Genomic DNA, 22270 nt, shown 5'->3' with positions numbered 1-22270 from the left:
TTTCGGGTCAAACGGCCCTGCTGTACGGACCCATCGGTCTGTATGGTCCCGAGGTATGGAGAATCTCGCACAACATGTGGTGTGGTTCCTCCCGATGCTCTGGCTCGGGATGGTGCTGGCCATCTCCTTCCTCGAGGCGCCCCTCAAATTCCGCGCCCCCGGCATCACCGTCCCCCTCGGCCTCGGCATCGGCCGCCTGGTATTCCGCGCCCTCAACACCGTCGAGTCCGTCCTCGCGCTCCTCCTGCTCGCAGCCTTCCTCGTACTCACCCCATCGGGAGCGAACTGGGCATGGCTCGGCGCCACCATCGCCGTCCTCGCCATCCAAATCCTCGCGATACGCCCCCCGCTGACCCGCCGCTCCAACCGCGTCCTGGCAGGCGAGGACCTCCCCCGCTCCCACGCCCACCTCTGGTACGTCGGCTTGGAGATCACCAAGGTGGCAACCCTAATCGGCCTGGCCATCGCCGCCGCCCCATAAGCCTTTCCTGTCTGTTTGCGGTACGAGCAGGGCAGTACGTCAGAATCCGGGAGTGACGGATGACGGCGACCGGTTCGGCTTCGATGAGATTCCGCTTGCGGAAACAGCATTGGCGGGACAGCGGCCCGACCGGCTCACCGCGAGCGAAGCCGATGTTATTCGTGCCTATACGTACAACGCGCACGAGATGATCAACAAGTCGTTGTGGGGCCATATCGAGATGACACCCGCGAACGAGCGTCGTGTACGCCTGATCAGATCGGGGCTCGCCAAATACCCCCTCGAAACTGCGGTGCGGGTTACCCGTGAGGCCGAGGCTGCGGACTTGGGCATCGTCGATGATGATTCGTTGTACGAGTTGATCGATGAAGACATCATCCACCACGGGTTTCTGTCGACCTCCGGCGCGGCGAACCCACCGCACTCCTACACGCGCGTCAATCCGGTGATCTTGGATCTGATCGTTCAGGCGGGAGTCCCGGCCCTGCGATTGGGAGACCTCGCCGAGGAGCCCGCCGAAAAGGAAGTCCTGGTGATCGACGCTCGTACCCTGTTCGTCGTTGGCGTCGAGTGGGACGCAGCGCGTAGCATATGGCGAATCAAGGCGATCGTACGAGGAGGCGAGTGATGAGTGCGTTGACACGGGGAACCATGCGCGTTACCCGGGTGAAACTCACCCCCGAGCAGATCGCCGAGCGTCGCCGGGAGGCTGAGAAGATCCTCGGGCGCCGCCTCCCACCACGCCCCACGCAATCCAACGTGCCCAAGTAGTAGCCGTATGCCGTGGGGGCGCGATACCGGCGAGAGACGTGCCCGCTCGAGTGCGAAGAGCCAGCGTATCTGTGTCTTCGATCTACAACTGGCCCGCTCGATGTCTTCGCCGGTCACCGATCATCCAAAGGCACCCGGCGCTCGAGCCATGCTGGGAGTTTCGGTCATCGGGGGATGAGGTCGGTGAGGGCTTCGGGCAGGGTTGGGTAGCGGAAGGTGAAGCCTGCGTCGCGGAGGGCGGGGGAGGTTGTGTGTCTGCCGGTGAGGGCAAGGGCTGGGTCGGTGCGGAGGAGGATCGCACCGAGGGTGAGGGCGAGGGTTGGGGTCGGTGGTGCGGGGGGACGGTGGAGGTGGTGGCGCAGGGTGGACATGAGTTCGTGATTGCGGACGGGGGAGTCGGTGGCGGCTACCAGGATTCCGTTCGGGAGGGTGATGTCGGGGTCGAGGCCGAGGGCGGCGCGGACTATGGCCAGCCAGTCTTCGATGTGGATCCAGCTGAACCATTGGGCGCCGCTGCCGACTCGGCCGCCGAGTCCGGCCTTGGTCAGTTGGACGAGCCGTCGCAAGGCGGGGGCGTGCCTGTCCAGCACTATCGAGGTGCGCAGGATGGTCGAGTGGTCGGCCTTCGCGCCGTCGAAAGCTTCCTCCCACGGTCGCGCGACGCCCGTCATCTGCGGAAGTCCTTCCGGCAGCGGGGTTGTCTCGGTGCAGCGGAGTTCGCCCGCGTCCGACCAGATGGCCGTGGTGCTCGCCTGTATCCAGCGGGCCACGGGCTCCGGTTGGGCGGCTACGGCGGTGACCAGCGCACGGGTGGATTCGACTCGGCTGTCGCGCAATCGGGCGATATTGCGCGGGGTTGGGCGGCAGTCGACGATTCTGCCCGCGAGGTTCACGATCGCGGTCTCGGTCGGATCGTCGAGCGCGCGGGCCCAGTCGCCGACGGTCCTTCCGTCCCATTCCACCTGCGCGAAGGGCAGTTTCGGATCGTGGCGGCGGGTGAGGACGGTGACACCGAGGCCGCGGCAGACCAGGTCGGCGGCGAGGTTGCGGCCGAGTGCGCCGCTGCCGCCCGCGATCACGACGGCGAGCGCGTCGGCGTCGGGGGTGATGCCCGCGGCGAGGGCGAGGCGGGCGAACATGACGCGGCCGTCGGCCTCGAGTCGCGCCCCGGCCACCGCTCGCGCCGCGGGACCCGCGACGCCGGTGAAGGTGAGCGCCTGGGTGACCAGGGTGCCCGTGCCGTGCGGTTCCAGCATCCACGTCACACGCATCACGCCGGACGGCGGTTCGGGCTGTTCGAGAGTGAGGCTGCGGCCGGGCGTCACCTCGGTGATTCGGAATGGCGTGCTCGTCCACCGGTGCACCCGTTCCGCCACCGGCCCGCGCGGCATGTACCGCCCGCCGGCGCCCACCGCGACCGGCCCGTCGAGCACCGCCGAGGTGACCGCCGGATTCCACCGTGACCAATGCCCCGGATTGCCGACCACCTGCCACAGCGTTTCCGGCGGCAGTGCGATGAACTGGGTGTACGTCGATGTACGGGCCATGCCCTCACGCTAATCGGGTGCGGTGACACGGCACAGCGTGCGCTTGCTCACCTCGCCGGTCAGTCGCGTTCCGGGCCGAGGCTGATGCCTCGGGTGGCGAGCCACGGGATCGGATCGATGCGGTCGGTGCCGTTGAGCCAGACCTCGAAATGGCAGTGCGGACCGGTGGATTCGCCCCGATTGCCGACGGTGGCGATCTCGTCGCCCGCGGTCACGTGGTCGCCGACCGCCACGAGTGCGGTGTTGATGTGCCCGTACACGGTGACGGTGCCGTCGTCGCCGCGCAGCCGCACCCACATGCCGAAACCGCTGGCCGGACCCGCGTCGATGACCGTACCGTCCTCGACGGCGTAGATGGGCGTGCCGATGGGGGCCGCCACGTCGACGCCGGGATGCAGGGTGCCCCACCGCGCGCCGTATCCGGAGGTGAAGGTTCCCGAGGTGAACTTCATGAAGAGCGGACGCAGTTTCGCGGCCTGTTCGGCGGCGAGTTCTTCCGCGTAGCGGGCGCCGCTGTCGATCAGGTCGGCGTACCGGTCGGGATCGGTCGGCCGCACGGTGTCCAGGAGTTCCGGGCTGTCGGGCGGCAGCGGCGCGGGGGCGTCCGCCTGTCCGAGCGCTTCGTATTCCACTGTCGGAGCGGGCTCTTCGGCGGAGGGCCACAGCTGTTGTCCGGCCGCGGTGAACGCACCCGCCGCGAGTGCGAAAGCGACGATCCGGCCGCGTAGAGAGTGCGGGGGCGGGGGTGTGCGATGCGCGCCGCGGCGGCGGGGTCGGCGCGGCTCCTCTGGGTAACTGAAATATTGCTGATCCCAGGGCTCCTCGTGCGCCCACGCGTCTGCTTCCCAGTCTGCGAACCCTGTCATAGCGCCGACCGCACTGTTCGCGCGTTATGTCCGGAATGTCGGTAACCTGCATATCGTCCGATACGTGCTGGTCTTCGTTCGAGTATCGCGATCAGTGCGGTATTCGCCACGCGCATCGAGCTTTTCGTCCTCCGAGTGTGACCGTTCATCGACCTGTCGAGAAATCGACGGTAACGATCGAATTGCTCGATATCAATGCGCGCCGGCTGTGAATCTCCTTGGAATGCACGGAGAATCGGATTCGGTGCAAGCGAGTTGAGACATGGCGCCCACGAGGACACGTGGCGGCTTGCGGATCATCTACGTCTCGACGGGTGCGACGGCACGAAAGTGCGCGATGGGCACGTTCGATAGCGGCGTGTCGCCGGCGCTGATCGGTGGTGAGTCGAGCTGTGCGCCAGGCGAATCGACGGTCGCATGGCCGGGAGTCACCTGTGAGCGCGGCTCACGCCGGAAGGGCGCTGTACGGTCGGAACGCGGATCGCAGCCTGCTCGACCGGACGGCTCTCGGTATCCCGTGAGCCGTATCCCCGGTGTCCGCCCGGATTCCTAGTCTCCGCGCGGACCGAGGCTGATACCGCGACTGGCGAGCCACGGAAGCGGATCGACTTTGTCGGTGCCGTTCTGCCACACCTCGAAGTGGCAGTGCGGGCCGGTGGAGAAGCCGCGGTTGCCGATGGTGGCGATCTGGTCGCCCGCTGTGACGCGCTGGCCCTGGGAGACCGTCGAGGTGTCGATGTGGCCGTAGATGGTGATCGTGCCGTCGTCGTGCAGCAGGCGCACCCACATGCCGAATCCGGCAGCCGGACCCGCTTCGATGACGGTGCCGTCGGCGACCGCGTAGATCGGGGTGCCGATGGGGCCCGCGATGTCGACGCCGAGATGCTGCACGCCCCACCGGGCGCCGTAGCCGGAGGTGAAGGTGCCCGCCGCGAATTTGGTGAACAGCGGCCGCAGTTTGGCGGCTTCCTGGGCGGCCAGGTCGTTGGCGTACTTCTGGCCCTTCTGCAACATGTCGTTGAACTGGCCGAGATTCGCCGGTGACGAGACGTTGAGCACCTGCGGCGATCCCGGCTCGATCGAGGGGTCGGCGACGCTCATGGACTGCGCGGCGATCTCGTGGACCTGCCCGGCGGCCTCGTAGTCGATGGTGTTGGAGGAGGTCGGCAGCTCCGGCGAGGCGAAGGCGGCCTGCCCGGCGGCGACGACCGCGCCCGCGGCCACCGCGACGACCGCGGCGCGGCCCTTGAACGAGGCGGGCGGTGCCGGCATCCGGTGCGCGCCGCCGCGGCGGTGCGGGTCGCGCGCCGGGATGATGGTCGGGGTGACCTTGTCGGAATCGGCGGCGCTCTCGGTCCAGGAGCCGTCGGCGTCGGGGGCCCACGGAACTTCGGCTTCGGAGGTCCACGAGCCGTCGGCGTCGGAGGTCCACGACTGCTGGGGAGGGGCCCAGCAGCCCTGCGCGTTGGGGGTCAACGGGTTGTTGTCGCCCGGTGTCCACGAGCCGTCGGTCTCGGGCGCCCATGACGCGTTCGATTCCGGAGTCCAGGAATCGTCGGTGTCGGCGCTCCAGGTGGGGTTCGCGTCGTTCCAGGAGCCGTCGGCGTCGGGGGTCCACGCTTCGGCGGAGTTGTTCCAGGCCGGTCCGTCGGACCACGCGGCGCCATCGGACCAGGCTGCCTGCTGTGACCAATCGGTGTTCACGGCCCACGAACCGGTGTTCTCGACCGCATCGGCGTGGTGACCGCCCTGCGGCGTGGCATCGAAGCCCGGTGCGGCCTCGAATCCGGCTACGGCACCGGCGGCGCCGACAGCGCCTTGGGCGTAGTGATGACCTGACGAATTCGACCGCGTTCCGGTGTGATCGGCGTGGGCGAAGGGTTCGTCGTCATCGCGATAGCGATGTCCCCGCTTGGCGCGACTACCGGCGGCGAGGGTGGAGCGATTGTTCATCGGCTGTGCCACATCGTGAAGCTGAGGGACCGGGCGGTCGGGGCGCCGGAGATCCGGCACGAGGGGATCCGGCATGAGAGCGATGTCGGCTGATCCACAGAGAAACGGCTCACCACCTGCGGAGCTTTGCGGTGCTGCATCAAGGCTTGCCGTCCTCCTTCTGGGAACAACGGAGTCTTTGGGACAACGGAGCGTGATCTAGTTGTGACATCGACCGCAATGACGGTAACGAAACGATTGAGCCGCCCGCAAGCGCTGCACTCGCTGTATTCAAACATGTGACATTGATCACGATAGGGGAACGGAATTTCTCACCGTGATTCGGGTGTTCGGGTGAGGTTCGGCGACGACGTCTCGTAGTAGAGGTGTGGGCCGTGCGGCGTTATCCGGTCCGACCTGCCGCACGCGCACAAGCTACTCGCCGGTAGTGATGACCGGGGGTTTTTCCGCGCTCGAGTATCGGCCCGTGACCTGCGCCACTTAGGATGAACGTGGCCGATTGGCCCTCCATGTGACTGGTTAGAGTCCGACCCGACCCGCTTCCGACGTCGGGCCGCCAACAAAGACGTTGTCATGACAACGCAGACGAGACGGTGAGTACATGGATCTCTTCGAATATCAGGCGAAGGAGCTCTTCGTAAAGCACGGAGTGCCTTCGTCCGAGGGCCGCGTCACGGACACGGCCGAGGACGCCCGCGCCATCGCGGCGGAAATCGGCAAGCCGGTGATGATCAAGTCCCAGGTGAAGGTCGGTGGCCGCGGCAAGGCCGGTGGCGTCAAGTACGCCGCCACCCCGGACGACGCGTTCACCCACGCGCAGAACATCATCGGCCTCGACATCAAGGGCCACATCACCAAGAAGATCCTTGTCGCCGAAGCCAAGGACATCGCGGAGGAGTACTACATCTCCTTCCTGCTCGACCGCTCCAACCGCACCTACTTGGCCATGTGTTCGGTCGAAGGCGGCATGGAGATCGAAGAGGTCGCCGCGACCAAGCCCGAGCGCCTCGCCAAGGTCCCCGTCGACGCCGTCACCGGAGTCGACCTCGCGTTCGCGCGCTCCATCGCCGAACAGGGCCACCTGCCCGCCGACGTGCTCGACGCCGCGGCCGTGACCATCCAGAAGCTGTGGGAGGTCTTCATCGCCGAGGACGCCACCCTGGTCGAGGTCAACCCGCTGGTGCGCACCCCGCAGGACGAGATCCTCGCGCTCGACGGCAAGGTCACCCTGGACGAGAACGCCGAATTCCGGCACGCCGACCACGCCGCCTTCGCCGACGTCGACGCCACCGACCCGCTCGAGCTCAAGGCCAAGGAGAACGACCTCAACTACGTCAAGCTCGACGGCGAGGTCGGCATCATCGGCAACGGCGCGGGCCTTGTCATGTCCACCCTCGACGTGGTCGCCTACGCCGGTGAGAACCACGGCGGCGTCAAGCCCGCCAACTTCCTCGACATCGGTGGCGGCGCCTCGGCCGAGGTGATGGCCAACGGTCTCGACGTCATCCTGAACGACGCGCAGGTCAAGAGCGTGTTCGTGAACGTCTTCGGCGGCATCACCGCCTGCGACGCGGTCGCCAACGGCATCGTCAAGGCCCTGGAGATCCTCGGTGACGAAGCCAACAAGCCGCTCGTCGTTCGCCTCGACGGCAATAAAGTGGACGAGGGTCGCCAGATCCTCGTAGACGCCGCGCACCCGCTGATCACCCTCGCGCAGACAATGGACGAAGGCGCCGACAAGGCCGCCGAACTCGCCGCGGCCAAGTAAAGGAAACCCTGAAATGTCAATCTTCCTCAACAAGGATTCCAAGGTCATCGTCCAGGGCATCACCGGCGGCGAGGGCACCAAGCACACCGCGCTGATGCTGAAGGCGGGCACGCAGGTCGTCGGCGGCGTGAACGCGCGCAAGGCGGGCACCACCGTGGCGCACACCGACAAGGACGGCAACGCGGTCGAGCTGCCGGTCTTCGGCACCGTCGCCGAGGCCATCAAGGCCACCGGCGCCGATGTCTCCATCGCCTTCGTGCCGCCGAAGTTCTCCAAGGACGCGATCATCGAGGCGATCGACGCCGAGATCCCGCTGCTCGTGGTCATCACCGAGGGCATCCCGGTGCAGGACACCGCCTACGCGTGGGCCTACAACGTCGAGAAGGGCAACAAGACCCGGATCATCGGCCCTAACTGCCCCGGCATCATCACCCCCGGCGAGTCGCTGGTCGGCATCACCCCGGCCAACATCACCGGCAAGGGCCCGGTCGGCCTGGTGTCCAAGTCCGGCACCCTGACCTACCAGATGATGTACGAGCTGCGTGATTTCGGCTTCTCCACCGCCATCGGCATCGGCGGCGACCCGGTCATCGGCACCACCCACATCGACGCCATCGAGGCGTTCGAGAAGGATCCCGAGACCAAGCTGATCGTGATGATCGGCGAGATCGGCGGCGACGCCGAGGAGCGGGCCGCGGCCTACATCAAGGCCAACGTCACCAAGCCGGTCGTCGGCTACGTCGCGGGCTTCACCGCCCCCGAGGGCAAGACCATGGGCCACGCGGGCGCCATCGTGTCCGGTTCCGCCGGCACCGCGCAGGCCAAGAAGGACGCGCTGGAGGCGGCGGGCGTCAAGGTCGGCAAGACCCCGTCCGAGACCGCCGCGCTCGCGCGCGAGATCCTGGAGAAGGCGAGCATCAGCGCCTGATCCCAGCGGTCGGATACCGGAGGCCGTCGCGGCTGCGTCCGCGGCGGTCTCTTGCGTTCGAGGCCCGTGGTCGTACGGCCAGTTCGTCGAGGGTGACCCGAACGGTGACGTGCAGTAGCGTCAGAAGTGATCCAGCCGAACACGACGTACGACTCGACCTAGTAGGAGACGACGACATGTCCTACCCGACCGGGGGATCCGGGTACAACACGCCCGCGACGCCCCCCGCAGCATCGAACCCCGGCCAGACGCCGGGTGGTGCCACCTCCGGGGCGAGTGCTTCGGGTTCCGACGCTGGTTCCACCGCCGATTCGACCCCGAAGGGCGGACTGCCCTTCATCCTGGTGGTCGCGGTCGCGGCGCTCGGTGCGATCAACTTCCTGATCGGATTCCTGCCCTACGCGGCGCGTGAATTCGTCAATCCCGTCAACGGGGAGACCATCTCGGGCGATAACGCCTCCGGCTTCGAGGTGATCACCGGACTGCTGACGGTCCTGCTGTTCGCGGGCGTGCTCGCGGGTCTCTCACTGCTGCCCAAGCAGAACTGGAAGGGCGTCGCGGCCGCCGCCGCGCTCGCCGGATTCCTCGGCGTGCTGTTCACCTCCTTCTACCTGCCCGAGGGCTTCGAGCTGAAGTGGGGCGCCTACCTGCTGATCCTGCTCTCCCTCGTGCAGGCCGGGCTCGCCGTCGCGGCGGTGCTGTTCGAGGCGGGCATCCTCAAACCGCCCGCGCCGAAACCTGCCACCCCGCAAGCGCCGCCGACGGGCGGATACAACCAGGGCGGATTCGGCGGTCAACAGCCCTACGGCCAGAGCCAGCCCGGCGGCTCCTACGGCCAGCCGCAAGGGCAGTACGGCCAGCCCTCCTACGGCGGTCAGCAGTCCGCGCCGCAGTACCCGGTGCAGCAGCAGCCCTACGGTCAACAGCCGTACGGTCAGGGTCAGCCGAGCCAGTCCGGCTACGGTCAGCCGCCGCAGTCGCAGTCGCCGTTCGGCCAGCAGCCGTCCTACGGTCAGCAGCCCGGGTACGGCGCGCCGCAGCAGGGCTCGCCGTACGCGAGCGGCCCCTCCGCCCAGCCGCGTCCCGACGAGAGCGCCACCCAGCACTTCGGCACCGGCGGCCAAGGACAGCAGTACGGCGCGCCCCAGCAGGGCTACGGTCAGAGTCCCGCCCAGCAGGGCGGTCAGCAGGCCCAGCCCTTCGGCGGTGAGCAGGGTCAAGACCCGTCCGCCGACGCCACACGCGCGTTCCGTCCCTCCGAGGACAACAAGTAGTCGTAACTCGACAACGACCCACGAGCGCCCGGAATCCGCAGCGATTCCGGGCGCTCGTGGGTCGAGTTGCCGCTCGTGGGTCGAGTTGCCGCTCGTGGGTCGAGTTGCCGCTCGTGGGTCGAGTTGCCGCTCGTGGGTCGAGTTGCCGCTCGTGGGTCGAGTTGCCGCTCGTGGGTCGAGTTGCCGCTGAGTAAGGGGGCGGCGGTCTACTGAACCGGGATCGGCTTCGTGGGCTGTGTGTCGGTGTTGCGTGGCCGGAGTCGTTCTGTGTCGCGGGCGGGCTGCGCGAAGGAGCGGGCAGTCGCGGCTGGTGAGGCGTGATTTGCGGCGTGTCCCGGTCATCCCCGGCCGGTCACGGCGCGCCTTCACCACCGGCGGGGGCCGAGCTGACACGCTCGAATGTCATGAGCTCCACGAGGAATTCCCTTGTCCGCCGGGCCGCGGGAGGACGTCGCGCCGCGGCGGACGGGGTGCGGGGACGTACCGCGCGGGAATCGCGCCGGGGGACGCGGCGGAGCGGACGCGATACCGACGGCGACGACGCCGGTTTCCTGTGGCTGACCCCCGAACGCGCGCGGGCGCTGCTGTTCGTCGCGGCGCGCACTCCGACCATCGCGCTCGCGCTCGGCACGGCGACGGTACTGGTCGTGCTGTTGAGCGCGAACAGCGGACTCGACGGCTTCTCCGGCGCCATCGCCGCGAGTTGGCTTGCCGTGCACCAGGTTCCGCTGGTCATCGGGAAGACCTCGCTCGGGCTGCTACCCCTGCTGCCGACCGCGTTGCTGCTGTGGCTGACCGCCCGCGACTGCGCCCGCGCGGTCGAACCCGACAGCACCCGCGCCGACCTGGGCCGGATCGCCGCCGCCGCGCTCTCGGGTCCGCTGTTGGTGACCGCGGTCTGCCTCGCGGTCGCCGAGGACGCTTCGGCGGTGATCGCCCTGCAGCCGCCGAACACCTTCGCGGCCTTCGCGTGGGTGAGCGGCCTGTACCTGGTCGCGGCCGTCGCCGGTATCGCGAGCCGTGACCCACGCGCGGTAGCCGTCGCGCTGCGCGCACCCGAGTGGGCGGTGGCGGGCGCCTACACCGCGGGCCGCACGGTGGCGCGGCTGCTCGGCTGCGCGGCGGCGGTGACGCTGATCTCGTTCCTCGCGCACTGGTCGCGGCTCGGCGACACCTACGCGACCTCGGGCAACGCCGTCGGCGCCCTCGGCCTGACCCTGCTGTCGGTGGCGTACCTGCCGAACGCGGTGCTCGGCACGGTCGGCGTGCTTGTCGGGTCCGGCGTCGAATTCGGCGACGCCTCCGTCAACATCTTCGCGGTAACGGGCGGACCGATCCCCGCGGTGCCGCTGTCGGCGGTGATCCCGGCAGGCCCCGCCGCCGCATGGTGGGCGGCGCTGCTGCTGATTCCCGCCACCGTCGGCGTACTCGGCGGACTCGACGCCGCCCGCACCGCACCCGACCAACCCCGCACCCCGTGGGCCACACTCACCTCCGCCGCACTCGCCACCCTCGCCCTCCTACTGCTCGCCGGCGTCGCGGGCGGCGACCTCGGCTCGTTCGGCCACGTCGGTATCGATCTGCCGATCTTCGCGGTGGTGACCTTCGCCTGGCTGGCGATCGCAGGCTACGCGGGCCTGCTGTTCGGCCGCTGGTTCGTCGTCCCCGTCGGCGGACTGCCCACCCGCGACATCGACGCCGCGCCCGACGAGTACGAAGACCAGGCAGACCACGAGGACTACGGGTACGCGGACCGACGCGACGACTACGAGGAACTCGAAGGCTACGACGACCACGACTACGACGACCACGACTACGACGACCACGACTACGACGACCACAGCTATGAGGACGACGACTACGAGGACGACGAAGGCTACGAAACATACGACGACCACGACGGCTACGCCGACAACTACGAATACGACGACGATTTCGGCGACCACGACGACGCCTACGCGGACAGCGACCACACAGACCGCGAAGCGAACCCCGAAACCCAGAGCCACTTCTCCGACAGCCGCCCACACCCGGACCGACCCCACTCTCGGGACGACACACGCACCCACGCCACCGAGGCGAACCCCTACCTCGACGACCACGACAGCGTCCCCTTCGACGCCGAACTCCTGGACGAGCAAACCACCCTCCCGGTCCGCCCCCCAAGATCCGCCCCCCTCCCCGAAATCCTGGACGCCGAGATAGTCGAGACCTACTCCGAAGAACCCACCCCAAGACGCAACCGCTGACCCACACGGTCCGCGCGGCCTCGCAACACCCCACTCACCAGCCCCGCCCGCTAAACCCCACCTGCAACACCCCACTCACCCCGCCCAGTCGGGGGTGAGCCCGATGAGCGACAGCCCGCGCCGTCTCGCAAAACATCCCCACCACTGACCCCGACCGGTACACCCCAACCGCTCCATCCCCACTTACCCAGCGCCGCCGGGAGCGAGCCCAACCAGTGACAGTCCACGTCGCCTGGCATCATCCCCACTCGCCCGGTACACCCAAACCCGCAACATCCCTACCCACCCAGCCCCGTCGGGAGCGAGCCCGACGAGCGACGGTTCGCGGCCGTCTCGCGTCCCAGCGGTCGAGACGATGCGACGCAGGAGCAAGTATCGACCGCTGGGACGCGAGACTCCCAGGGCCGCGAACCCGCGGCGACGGAGTCGCCGCCAATAAACACAGCCCTCCTACCGGTCGAAAGTGACCCAACCGACACCACTACGCTTACCTGTGCGCCCGTTCGGTCGCCGTTCCGACCTAGTCCCAGGAGTGGAGCTCTGAGTTCCTCCAACGCCAAATGGAGCCCCGCCGCACATCCGGCGGGTGTGGTGGTACTCGCCTCGGGTACCGGTTCGCTGTTACGCGCCCTGCTCGACGCCGCCTCCTCCCCGGAGTACCCCGCCCAGATCCGCGCCGTCGGCGTCGACCGGGACTGCCCCGCGACGGCGCACGCGGACGCGGCAAGCATCCCGCATTTCAAGATCGCCCTCGGTGATTTCGCCGACCGGTCCGCCTGGGATGCCGCGCTCACCGAGGCGGTCGCCGCATACGACCCGGATTTCGTGGTCTGCGCCGGCTTCATGAAACTGCTCGGACCGGTGTTCCTCGAGCGTTTCGGCGGCCGCATCGTCAACACTCATCCCGCGCTGCTGCCGTCCTTCCCCGGCGCGTACGGTGTCCGCGACGCGCTGGCCTACGGTGTCAGGGTCACCGGTTCGACGGTGCATCTGGTTGACGCGGGCGTCGATACCGGCCCGATTCTGGCGCAGGAGGCCGTTTCGGTGCGGCCGGACGACGACGAGGCCACCCTGCACGAGCGCATCAAGGTTGTCGAGCGACGGTTGTTGGCGGAGATCGTCGCCGCCGTCGCGACGCGAGGCATTGTCTCCGATGGACGAAAGGCGGTTATACCGATGAGCGAGTATGCCGGTGACTGAGGGCAACGAGCGTTCGAACGCGACGGGTGAGCGCAAGCCGATCGGCCGTGCGCTGGTGAGCGTGTACGACAAGTCGGGACTCGTCGAGTTCGCGACCGGTCTGCATGCCGCCGGGATCGAGCTGGTCTCGACCGGTTCCACCGCGGCCAGGATCGCCGATGCCGGTATCCCGGTCACCAAGGTCGAGGATCTGACCGGTTTCCCCGAGACCTTGGACGGCCGCGTCAAGACCTTGCATCCGCGGGTGCACGCGGGCATCTTGGCCGATACCCGCAAGGCCGAGCATGTGGATCAGCTGGTCGAGTTGGGTGTCGCGGCGTTCGAGCTGGTCGTGGTGAACCTGTATCCGTTCACCGAGACGGTCGCGAGCGGCGCGAGCTCCGACGAATGCGTGGAGCAGATCGATATCGGCGGCCCGTCCATGGTCAGGGCGGCGGCGAAGAATCACCCGTCGGTCGCCGTTGTGGTCGACACCGGCGACTACGACGAGGTGCTCTCCGCCGTGAAGTCCGGCGGTTTCACGCTCGCGGAACGTACTGCGTTGGCGGCCAAGGCTTTTCAGCACACCGCTGCCTACGATGTCGCGGTGGCGAGCTGGATGACGAGTGTGCTCGCGCCCGCCGCGGCGCAGACCCCGCCCGCGACGCGGTTCCCGGATTGGGTCGGCGCGACGTGGCGGCGCGCGGATGTGCTGCGCTACGGCGAGAATCCGCATCAGGCGGCGGCGCTGTACACCGCGGGCGACAGTGTCGGCCTCGCGCAGGCACAGCGGCTGCACGGCAAGGAGATGTCCTACAACAACTACACCGACGCCGATGCCGCGTGGCGCGCCGCTTTCGATCACGAGGCGCCCGCGGTGGCCGTCATCAAGCACGCCAATCCGTGCGGCATCGCGATCGGCGCGGATATCGCGCAGGCGCATCGCAAGGCGCACGCTTGTGATCCGGTGAGCGCGTTCGGCGGTGTCATCGCGGCCAATCGCGAGGTCACGGTGGAGATGGCGCAGCAGGTCGCGGAGATCTTCACCGAGGTCATCGTCGCGCCGTCCTATGCCGACGGCGCGGTCGAGGTGTTGCAGCGCAAGAAGAACGTGCGCATCCTGGTGGCCGAGCCGCCGCGCCGCGCCGGTGTCGAGTTGCGTCCGATCAGCGGCGGTGTGCTGTTGCAGCAGCGCGATGTGCTCGACGCCGACGGTGACGATCCGGCGAACTGGACGCTGGCGGCAGGTGCGGCGGCCGACGCCGACACCCTCGCCGATCTCGAATTCGCTTGGCGCGCATGTCGTGCCGTGAAGTCCAATGCGATCCTGCTCGCCGCCGACGGCGCTTCGGTCGGTGTCGGCATGGGGCAGGTGAACCGGGTGGACGCGGTGCGGCTCGCGGTGCAGCGCGCCGGTGATCGCGTACAGGGGTCGGTCGCGGCTTCGGATGCCTTTTTCCCGTTCCCGGACGGTCCGCAGCAGCTCGTGCAGGCGGGTGTGCGCGCGATCGTGCAGCCCGGCGGTTCGGTGCGTGACCAGGAGACCATCGATCTCGCACGCGAGGCGGGGGTCACGCTGTATCTGACGGGTTCGCGGCACTTCGCGCACTGAGCGCGTCGAATCGCGGACGGTGTCGGAAGGGTTCACGCCGCCCTGCGGGAGAACGCCACGCCCCATCCGGTGCGTGGCGTTTCCGCATCGCTATCCGAATGTGATTGCCCGACAATCATTTCAGAGCTTCAGATGCCGAAATCGGCTGGTGCGTGGCTCAAGTCGCGCTGAGCAGCATTCGATCGCCGAGCGGCGCCTTCAGCGGCACTTCGAGCGTGCCGAACACCGCGACCATGGTGCACATCCGCCCTACGGCGTTCGCTTTTGTGCCGGAACGGATTTCGATCGTCACCGCCTTGTCGCTCTCGGTGACCCGCGCGTCCACGCCGTAGCATTCCGGCGACCCGGTCTGGAATCCGACGGCGACCCGGTCGGGCGCCGCGAGTGTCCACGTCGTGAACGGGATCGGTCGCGCGCCGACGATCGTGGTATCGGCGGTGAACATGCGCCCGGCCGCCGCCTCCGGATCCCGCGACGGGGTGCTCGCGGGTGTGGTCGTGGCGGCCGAACTCGTCGGGCCGCTCTCCTCTCCGGACCCGCAGCCGCCTGCGGCCGCCGCAAGGGCGAACGCGGTGACGACGGCCGCGATCCGTGCGCTCGGTGCCCGATCCATGGCCCCACCCTAGTGCAGACACGACGGACCGGCACGCCTCCCCGCAGCTAACCCCGCCATCGCGCGTGCGGGTTTGCACAGCAATAGAACACGTTCCGGGCGATTCGGACAGTGAACTTTCCGCGAACCATGAACATAATCCTTTCGCGCCGGCCCGGCGGCCAGTATGGTCGGCTCCGGTGCACGCCAAGATCTTTCGGTGCGCACCTGTTGTCGGAATGTTCTGCACATCTCTTCGAAAGGAACGACGTGGGCGACACGCTGCGCGTAGGCGAAGAACTGGGACTCGGCCAGTCCCTCACCGGCGGTGCTTACACCCTCACCCTCCAGCACGACGGCAATCTGGTGCTGTCGGAGCCCGACGGAAATGTGGTGTGGTCCACCCTGACTCACGATCAGGGCGTCGAACGCGCGACCCTGCAGACGGACGGCAATTTCGTGCTCTACAAGGCCGACGGCGCCGCGTGGTCGACCGAGACCGACGGCCAGGCCGTCGACCGCCTCGTCGTACAGGCCGACCGCAACGTGGTCCTGTACGCGCCCGACGGCGGCGCCGCGTGGGCGTCGGGCACCGACACCGAAAACCCGCTGTCCGCACCGCAACCGGTGGCCGAGCCGGTGGCCGAACCGGTGATCGAGGCCATCGAGGAAGAGCCCGTCGCCGAGCACATCGCCGAGGAGCAGCCCGCACCGGCCGAGGAGGTGCCGCCCCCGCCGCCCGCCGCGCAGACGCACGTCGTCGAGCCCGGCGACACCCTGTGGGCCATCGCCGAACGCTTCTACGGTGACGGGAACCGCTACCACGAGATCGCGAACGCCAGCGGCATCGAGAACCCGGATGTCATCGATGTCGGTCAGGTGCTGACCATTCCGTAACCCCGGAACGCGACGTGGGACCCCGGAAGTTTCGGGGTCCCACGTCGTTCGGCGGTCCGCTCAGTAGCGCAGCGCGTAGCTCAGCCTGCGCTTGAGAGACTTCTTGCGTTGTGCTTCTTTGTATCTCGCGTCCTGTTCGATCGCGGTGATGGTCTTGCCGACGCGACGGTGCGCTTCCTCGATCGCCTCGTCGATCGGCATGACGGTGTCGAGATCGAAGATGTGAATGATCTTCGCGAGCCGTTCGTGCACGGTGCCGCCGACCACCTCGTAGTGCACGCCGAGCCCGCGGATCACCGCGAGCAGGGTTTCGTCGGACACCTTCCGGAATGGTTCGGATACCGGGCGGTGCCCGTCGGCGGGCAGCGGGAACTCCACCGGCAGATGGATGTACGCGTCGTAGAGGTGCGCGGCGCGCGCCTTCACGATGTCGCCGAACAGGTCGATGTATTCGCTCACCGGCGCTTTGCCCGCCAGACCCGCGATCGATTTGACGGCCTTGGTCAGGCGACCTGCGCCCGGATTGATGCCGATCTTCAAACGCGCTGTGCCGTAGACCCATTCGTGCACCACCGAGCCGTCCGAGACGAACGACTCGGTGCCTGACTCGTTGTTGAGCCGCTCCTCGAAGCGGCGCAGGCCGAGTTGCAACAGTTCGACCGAGTTCAACTCGTTGAGCGTCTTGCCCGGTGCGATGTCCATCAGCAGCTGCCGCGCCGTCATGGCGTGGGTGCGCGGGATACCGGTCGCCAGCGACAGCGCCTCGGTGGTCGTCGACTTGCCGGTGCCGTAGGTGCCCGAGATCGCGAGCCTGATGTGATCGCGGTGCTGTCCGCCGACCAGGTACATGTATCCGCCCTCCGCCGATGGGATTTCGTTGGACGCGTCCGCTACCGGTACGCCCCGGTCCGTTCGTCTTCGAGTTCGACCGCTTCGGTCGGCACGCCCGGGTTCTCCAGCGCGGCCGGGTCGAGGTCGTCGCGGCGCAGCGTCAGCAGGGCGACCACGCCGGAGATCGCGGCGATCACCGCCGCGAGCAGCATGGCGTTGTGCAGGCCGCTGACGAACGCGCTCTCCGCGGCCTCGCGCACGGCGCCCGCCGCGGCGTCGGGAACCCCGGTGAGCACCACCGACGGCCCGCCCGCGGCCACCGCGTCACCCGCTTCGCCCGCCTTGTCGCCGAAAACCGTGCGCGCGGCCTCGGATTCGGCGAAAGAGCCGCCGACGCGGTTCTGGAAGAAGGCGCCGACTGCGGCGATGCCGATGGCGAGGCCCGCCTGCTGGAAGGTCTCGTTGATGCCGGAGGCCATACCGGCCTTCTCGGGTGTGGTCACCGCGATGGAGAAGGCGGCGCGCGGCGGGTTGAAGATGCCCATGCCGAGCCCGATGATGACCATGCCAGGGATCAGTGCCGTCCAACTCGATCCGACGTCGACCAGCAGGATCGCGGCCAGGCCCGCGGCGATCAGCAGCTGCGACGCGCCGACCAGCCCGGCGGGCGGCAGCTTGACGACCAGACTGCCCGCGACGGCGGCGGCCACGAACAGCAGCAGCGTCAGCGGCAGGAACCGCAGGCCGCTGGCGAAGGCGGAGTAGCCGAGCAGGTTCTGCACGTAGGAGATCAGCAGGAAGATGCCTGGCATCACCGAGAGCGCGCACAGCGCCGTGACCACCGAGAGGCCGTTGAAGGTGCGGCTGCGGAACAGGGTCAGGTCGAACATGGCGCGGCCGGGCCTGGTGACCTGCAGTGCCGCGAACACCGCGAGCAGGATAAGCGCGAGGGCGAAGCAGCCGATGATCCGTGCGCTGCCCCAGCCGTCCTGCTGTCCGCGCATGAAACCGAGCACGAGCAGGAACAGGCCCGCGGAGAAGGTGGCCATGCCCGGCCAGTCCAGCGGCGGCGGGGTGTCGCTGCGGGATTCGCGCATCTTCAGGTAGCCGACGATCAGCGCGACGACGGTAACCGGCACGTTGACGAGGAAGATCCACCGCCAGCCGAGGCTCTGGGTGAGGCCGCCGCCGATCAGCGGGCCGAACGCGATCGCGAGGCCCGCGACGCCGCCGAAGACGCCGAAGGCCATGCCGCGTTCCTTGCCGCGGAACTCGTGGCCGAGCAGCGCGGGGCCGACCGCGAACAGGATCGCGCCGCCCAAGCCCTGCACGAATCGCGCCAGGATGAGCGTGAGGTCGTTCTGCGCGAGTCCGCAGGCCAGCGAGGACAGGACGAAGACCACGAGGCCGACGTCGAAGACCTTCTTGCGGCCGATGCGGTCGGCCAGCGATCCGGCGGCCAGCAGCACCGCGGCGAGGCCGAGCGCGTAGGCGTCCAGAATCCATTGCAGCGAGGAGAAACTGGAATCGAATGCCGACCTGATGTCGGGCAGCGCGACATTGACGACCGTCAGGTCGAGCATGAGCATGAATGTGGCGAGCGCCACGACCACGAGCGTCCATATCGGATTCTCGGATCGCTGCGGTGGAGTGTGATAGCGGTGGGTTGCCATAGGGGATGGGGTCCTTCGGATTTCGCTGTGGCAGATTTGCTACGCGGCATGCAGCGCTGCGTTGACCGCGTCGTCGACCGGCATCAGCAGGGGCAGCTGGAACATTCCGGCGACACCGGTGACTATTTCCTCGACGGTGCCCGCGGTGACCACGTACGGAACCGACGTGGCGTGGATTGCCTCGCGTATCACCTGATCGGTGGTGGTGCGGAAGGTGTCGACATCGTCGTCGACCGAGGCCGGATCCAAACGGAGATGGACGAATCCGTGATAGGTGGTGCGGGCGCGACGGTGGACGATTTCCCCCAGTGCGCCGAGAAAACGTTTCTCGAATGTGCGGTACGGCAGGTCGCGCGGATTGCGGATCCAGTGCGACATCCTGCGTGTACGGCGCAATGCCTCCGCGGCCGCCCATTCGTGCAGAACGGACCCGTCGGATATGAACGCGCTGAGCCTGGCCTCGGTGTCCATGCGGTGTTCGAACGCGCGGACGGGCGCTTCGACGGTGTAGGCGAGTCGGCGTTCACCGGTCGGTGCGGCCAGGTGATCGGAGATGGTGGCGTAATCCATTCCGGTGACGAGCGACAGCGCCGTGCACACGGCGGTTTTCCCGGTTCGCGGTGCACCGGTGACCGCCAGTCGTAGCGTTGGTGTGTCCTTCATCGGGATCCTTGCGTCGAGGGTGCGCCTTCGCACCGATCCGGCTTGGAGCCAACTGAATACATGCTTCGCTACCAGCCGTACACTGATGGTGAACCTAGTAATCGGGTGATAACTTGTCAATATGGTCAGACTGAGCGCAGTGCAGCGCCGCGAGATGATTCTCGTGGCAGCGGCGCGGGCGTTTTCGCGGGGCGGCTATGCGGGCACCAGTACCGACCTGGTCGCATTGGAGGCCGGGGTATCCCAGCCGTATGTGGTCAGGATGTTCGGCAGCAAAGCCGATCTCTTCCAGGAGGTTTTCGACAGGGCGGCGCGCACGCTGTTGAACGCGTTCGACGAAGTGCTCGCCGATCCGGGACAGAGCGCGTCGCCGCGCGTGTGGTCGCGCCTGAGCGCCGTCTACGACACGATGGTCGGGGACCGTGAGGTGCTCGTTGTACTGCTGCAAGGCTTCAGCGCCGCCGCTGGGCACCATCAGATCGCCGCCGCCGCAAGGCGATTCGTCGCGTCGCTGTACGCGTTGCTGGTCGAGCGCACCGGCTGTGAGCCGGAGCGGGCCCGCGAGTTCATCGCACGGGGCATGCTGCTCAACGCGTTGCTCGCGATGAACGCACCGGGCCACGTCGCCGACGACCCGGCGCTGGCCGCGTTGGCGGACTGCGCGCTGGGTAGCTGCGATTTCGAGGATTCGGATGACACTAGTCCGGAATCTGGTGGGCCAGCAGGCAGGAACCGGTCAGACCTCGGAATTCCTTGATGAGCAGATCCGCGCTGCGCCAGCGTTGACCGCCGCGGTCGATCACCGGGGCCCGTCGAATTTCTACGGTGCCGTCGAATTCGTCGTCCGCGAGGCGATGCGGTCCGTCCGTGACGAATTCGAGTTTGCGCATCCACAGCGTATTGCTCTTCGCGCGGTTCAGGCCGTCCATCCGATACAACAGGATCTGCGAGAGCTGCGCGGCGCCGACGATGAGGTCGATCGGCGATACCGAATTCCAGTGCGCGGATTCCGCGCCGCTGTAACCGCCCTCCACCCCGGCATTGACCCGATGACGGCCGGTGATCCGGGTCGCCTGATCGTCGACGACGATATGGGTGGCACTCAGCGTGTGGTCCTTCACCCCGTCGAGGTAGTAATGCGGTCGGGGCCCATGAATTTCGTGGAGTGTTTCTATCCGGTCGTATCCGGGAACGGTCAGCGGTCCGATGCCGATCGGGTGCACGATCGTCATCGAGCCGGATAGGTTGCCGACCCGGAAAGCGAACGTGGTCTCGGATTCGTCGTCCTCGGATTCGGCGGTCGCGGTGACCGCCGCGGTGACCGGAATATTGTCGAGGTCGATATGCGGACTCGCCCCGGAGCGGACCGACGCGTGCCGCACCCACATTCGGCCCGCTTCTTCGGAATTCAGGTCGCGGGTGTGGGTTATCGCCGCGTCGCAGAGGGCGGCCGCGAGCATGATGGTATCGACGCTGCTCACATGCGGCACGAGCTCGCCGTGCTGCTTGCGAGACCACGCCGCGGGATAACTGAGCCGAGCGACTCCCCGGTGCTCGGCGCCGGGACCGGTGGAGCGGGCGATACGCAGGGTCGTCAGGTCCGGACTGACTTTCTTGTACCCATCGCCGAAATATCGATCGGACCGCGGTCCGAGAGGTTCGTCGTAACTGGAGAACACAGTGGCCATCGCGTGCAACTTTCGAGAAACGGAATGTAACCGATCAAGCGACCTTGGGCAGGTCGAAAACCTGACCCGCGTAGGAGAGTCCGGCGCCGAAGGAAACCTGCAAGGCGAGTTGCCCCGGTTTCGCGCGACCCGATTTCACCAGATCGTCGATGGCCAGAGGGAGCGCTGCGGCCGATGTGTTGCCGGTATGCCGGATATCATCGGCGACGACCACGGATTCGTTGTTCCAGCCCAATTTCCGAGCGACTCCGTCGATAATTCGCAAATTGGCTTGGTGCGGTATGAAGACCTCGACGTCGGACAGCGGAATATCCGCGGCCGCGGCGATCTCCGTCACGATCCTCGGCACCGTCGTTGTGGCCCAGCGGAACACCTCGGTGCCTTCCATCCTCAGGTTCGGGAGACCCGCGCCGGGCGGAGCGAGCAGATCCTCCCAGTGCGGCTCCTGGCGGATGAGCCGGGAACGCGAACCGTCACTGCCCCATACGGTCTTGCGGATGTGGCCGGTCTCGGTGCGGGTGACCAGTGCCGCGCCCGCGCCGTCGCCGAAGATCGGCGCGACGCCGCGTTCGGTGCGATCGAGGTAGGGGCTGAGCTTCTCCGAACCGATGACCAGTACGTTGTCGGCCTGTCCCGCGTTGATCAGCGCGGCGGCCTGCCCGATGCCGTGTGCGTATCCCGAGCATCCGGCGGTGAGGTCGAAGGCCGCGGGGTGGTCGCAGCCGAGCTGGGCGGCGACGGCGGGGGCGGCTGCGGGAGTCTGGTCGGTGTAGGTCGAGGTGGCGAGGATGACGACGTCGACCTGATCGGGCGGGATATCGGCGGCGACCAATGCGGCGCGGGCCGATTCCACCGCCATGGAAATAACTGTTTCATCGGGGTTCGCGAACCGTCTTTCGGAAATTCCGGTTCGCGTTAATATCCACTCTTCGTCCACTCCCAGTTCGGGAATGAGTTCGGAATTGGAAACTATTCGATCGGGCCGGTAGGTGCCGATCGTCAAAATTCCGGCGGATGTCGCCGTCATATTTTCACCCCCGAGAGGTGCTATGTGCGAATTATGTATGAATCAATGTATCACTGCAATTCATTTCCTGAATCAGATCACATGGCTATAAAGCCTGTATAACGGTCAAGTGTGACGAAGGTCACGTTTTTTGATGCGCTATTGACATTGCTGCACTTCAGCGCTGGTAGCAAACGGTTGCTACGCGATAGCAAAACGGCCGTACGGCTCGAAATGTCCGCGCTCGATGTGGCGTGATTATCACGACTGGATGCGCTATTTCTTCGTCTGA

General features: G+C 67.3%; 19 protein-coding genes and 1 pseudogene. 11 read left to right on the top strand and 9 right to left on the bottom strand.

The annotated features are described in order from the left end of the window. Positions 1-55: 55 nt before the first annotated feature. From IT779_RS07835 to IT779_RS07825, 3 genes are read left to right on the top strand one after another with little or no spacing between them, the layout of a single operon-like run. Entirely contained in the window at positions 56-481 is a 426-nt protein-coding gene (locus IT779_RS07835; RefSeq protein WP_196148450.1) for a hypothetical protein, read from the top strand. Positions 482-533: 52 nt separating this feature from the next. Next, positions 534-1109, top strand: a complete 576-nt coding sequence (locus tag IT779_RS07830; protein ID WP_196148449.1) for an ADP-ribosyltransferase — start codon at positions 534-536, stop codon at positions 1107-1109. Beyond that, a complete protein-coding gene (locus tag IT779_RS07825) occupies positions 1109-1252 on the top strand; it encodes a hypothetical protein (RefSeq protein WP_196148448.1) in 144 nt (47 codons plus the stop codon). The genes IT779_RS07830 and IT779_RS07825 overlap by 1 nt, the downstream gene beginning before the upstream one ends. Before the next feature lie 164 nt (positions 1253-1416). Here IT779_RS07825 and IT779_RS07820 read toward each other — a convergent pair whose 3' ends face one another. From IT779_RS07820 to IT779_RS07810, 3 genes and pseudogenes are all read right to left on the bottom strand, one after another. Beyond that, a complete protein-coding gene (locus IT779_RS07820; protein WP_196148447.1) occupies positions 1417-2799 on the bottom strand; it encodes a DUF1731 domain-containing protein in 1383 nt (460 codons plus the stop codon). A gap of 59 nt (positions 2800-2858) precedes the next feature. Then, positions 2859-3566, bottom strand: a pseudogene (locus IT779_RS07815) (M23 family metallopeptidase); the annotation flags it as partial. A gap of 648 nt (positions 3567-4214) precedes the next feature. Continuing rightward, positions 4215-5141: a M23 family metallopeptidase gene (locus IT779_RS07810; protein ID WP_232541557.1), complete on the bottom strand. Its 927-nt coding sequence runs from the start codon at positions 5139-5141 to the stop codon at positions 4215-4217. A 1078-nt stretch (positions 5142-6219) separates the two neighbouring features. Here IT779_RS07810 and sucC point away from each other — a divergent pair. The 6 genes from sucC (at position 6220) to purH (ending at position 14628) form a co-directional block, all read left to right on the top strand. Further along, a complete protein-coding gene (gene sucC / locus IT779_RS07805) occupies positions 6220-7386 on the top strand; it encodes an ADP-forming succinate--CoA ligase subunit beta (RefSeq protein ID WP_196148445.1) in 1167 nt (388 codons plus the stop codon). Between the two features lie 13 nt (positions 7387-7399). Continuing rightward, positions 7400-8314: a succinate--CoA ligase subunit alpha gene (gene sucD, locus IT779_RS07800; protein ID WP_196148444.1), complete on the top strand. Its 915-nt coding sequence runs from the start codon at positions 7400-7402 to the stop codon at positions 8312-8314. A gap of 176 nt (positions 8315-8490) precedes the next feature. Next, complete coding sequence (locus IT779_RS07795) at positions 8491-9588, top strand: DUF5336 domain-containing protein (protein WP_196148443.1); 1098 nt, start codon at positions 8491-8493, stop codon at positions 9586-9588. Between the two features lie 404 nt (positions 9589-9992). Continuing rightward, a complete protein-coding gene (locus IT779_RS07790; protein WP_196148442.1) occupies positions 9993-11837 on the top strand; it encodes a cell division protein PerM in 1845 nt (614 codons plus the stop codon). A 540-nt stretch (positions 11838-12377) separates the two neighbouring features. After that, positions 12378-13037 (top strand): phosphoribosylglycinamide formyltransferase, encoded by a 660-nt coding sequence (purN, locus tag IT779_RS07785; protein WP_196148587.1) that lies wholly within the window; start codon positions 12378-12380, stop codon positions 13035-13037. Continuing rightward, a complete protein-coding gene (gene purH, locus IT779_RS07780; RefSeq protein ID WP_196148441.1) occupies positions 13024-14628 on the top strand; it encodes a bifunctional phosphoribosylaminoimidazolecarboxamide formyltransferase/IMP cyclohydrolase in 1605 nt (534 codons plus the stop codon). The genes purN and purH overlap by 14 nt, the downstream gene beginning before the upstream one ends. Before the next feature lie 157 nt (positions 14629-14785). Here the strand turns inward: purH and IT779_RS07775 are convergent, their stop codons facing one another. Further along, entirely contained in the window at positions 14786-15241 is a 456-nt protein-coding gene (locus IT779_RS07775; protein ID WP_196148440.1) for a hypothetical protein, read from the bottom strand. Positions 15242-15490: 249 nt separating this feature from the next. On the opposite strand from IT779_RS07775, the gene IT779_RS07770 reads away from it, so the two are divergent. Beyond that, positions 15491-16117, top strand: a complete 627-nt coding sequence (locus IT779_RS07770) for a LysM peptidoglycan-binding domain-containing protein (RefSeq protein WP_196148439.1) — start codon at positions 15491-15493, stop codon at positions 16115-16117. Between the two features lie 60 nt (positions 16118-16177). On the opposite strand, the gene IT779_RS07765 is transcribed toward IT779_RS07770, so the two are convergent. The 3 genes from IT779_RS07765 to IT779_RS07755 form a co-directional block, all read right to left on the bottom strand. Then, a complete protein-coding gene (locus IT779_RS07765) occupies positions 16178-16966 on the bottom strand; it encodes an AAA family ATPase (RefSeq protein WP_196148438.1) in 789 nt (262 codons plus the stop codon). A gap of 41 nt (positions 16967-17007) precedes the next feature. Further along, complete coding sequence (locus IT779_RS07760; protein ID WP_456299686.1) at positions 17008-18555, bottom strand: MFS transporter; 1548 nt, start codon at positions 18553-18555, stop codon at positions 17008-17010. A gap of 105 nt (positions 18556-18660) precedes the next feature. After that, complete coding sequence (locus IT779_RS07755) at positions 18661-19284, bottom strand: hypothetical protein (RefSeq protein WP_196148436.1); 624 nt, start codon at positions 19282-19284, stop codon at positions 18661-18663. A 121-nt stretch (positions 19285-19405) separates the two neighbouring features. On the opposite strand from IT779_RS07755, the gene IT779_RS07750 reads away from it, so the two are divergent. Next, the gene (locus tag IT779_RS07750; protein ID WP_196148435.1) at positions 19406-20041 is read left to right on the top strand and encodes a TetR/AcrR family transcriptional regulator; all 636 of its coding nucleotides are present in this window, start codon (positions 19406-19408) and stop codon (positions 20039-20041) included. Here the strand turns inward: IT779_RS07750 and IT779_RS07745 are convergent. Beyond that, entirely contained in the window at positions 19983-20972 is a 990-nt protein-coding gene (locus tag IT779_RS07745) for an AvrD family protein (RefSeq protein ID WP_196148434.1), read from the bottom strand. The genes IT779_RS07750 and IT779_RS07745 overlap by 59 nt on opposite strands. Before the next feature lie 34 nt (positions 20973-21006). Then, a complete protein-coding gene (locus IT779_RS07740) occupies positions 21007-21999 on the bottom strand; it encodes a beta-ketoacyl-ACP synthase 3 (protein WP_196148433.1) in 993 nt (330 codons plus the stop codon). Between the last annotated feature and the right edge of the window lie 271 nt (positions 22000-22270).

The sequence above is a fragment of the Nocardia bovistercoris genome (genome assembly GCF_015674855.1).
In the GTDB taxonomy this organism is placed as follows: Bacteria; Actinomycetota; Actinomycetes; order Mycobacteriales; family Mycobacteriaceae; genus Nocardia; species Nocardia bovistercoris.
Note: the sequence above shows the minus strand (reverse complement) of the source record. Positions and strands in the feature narration are given on the sequence as shown.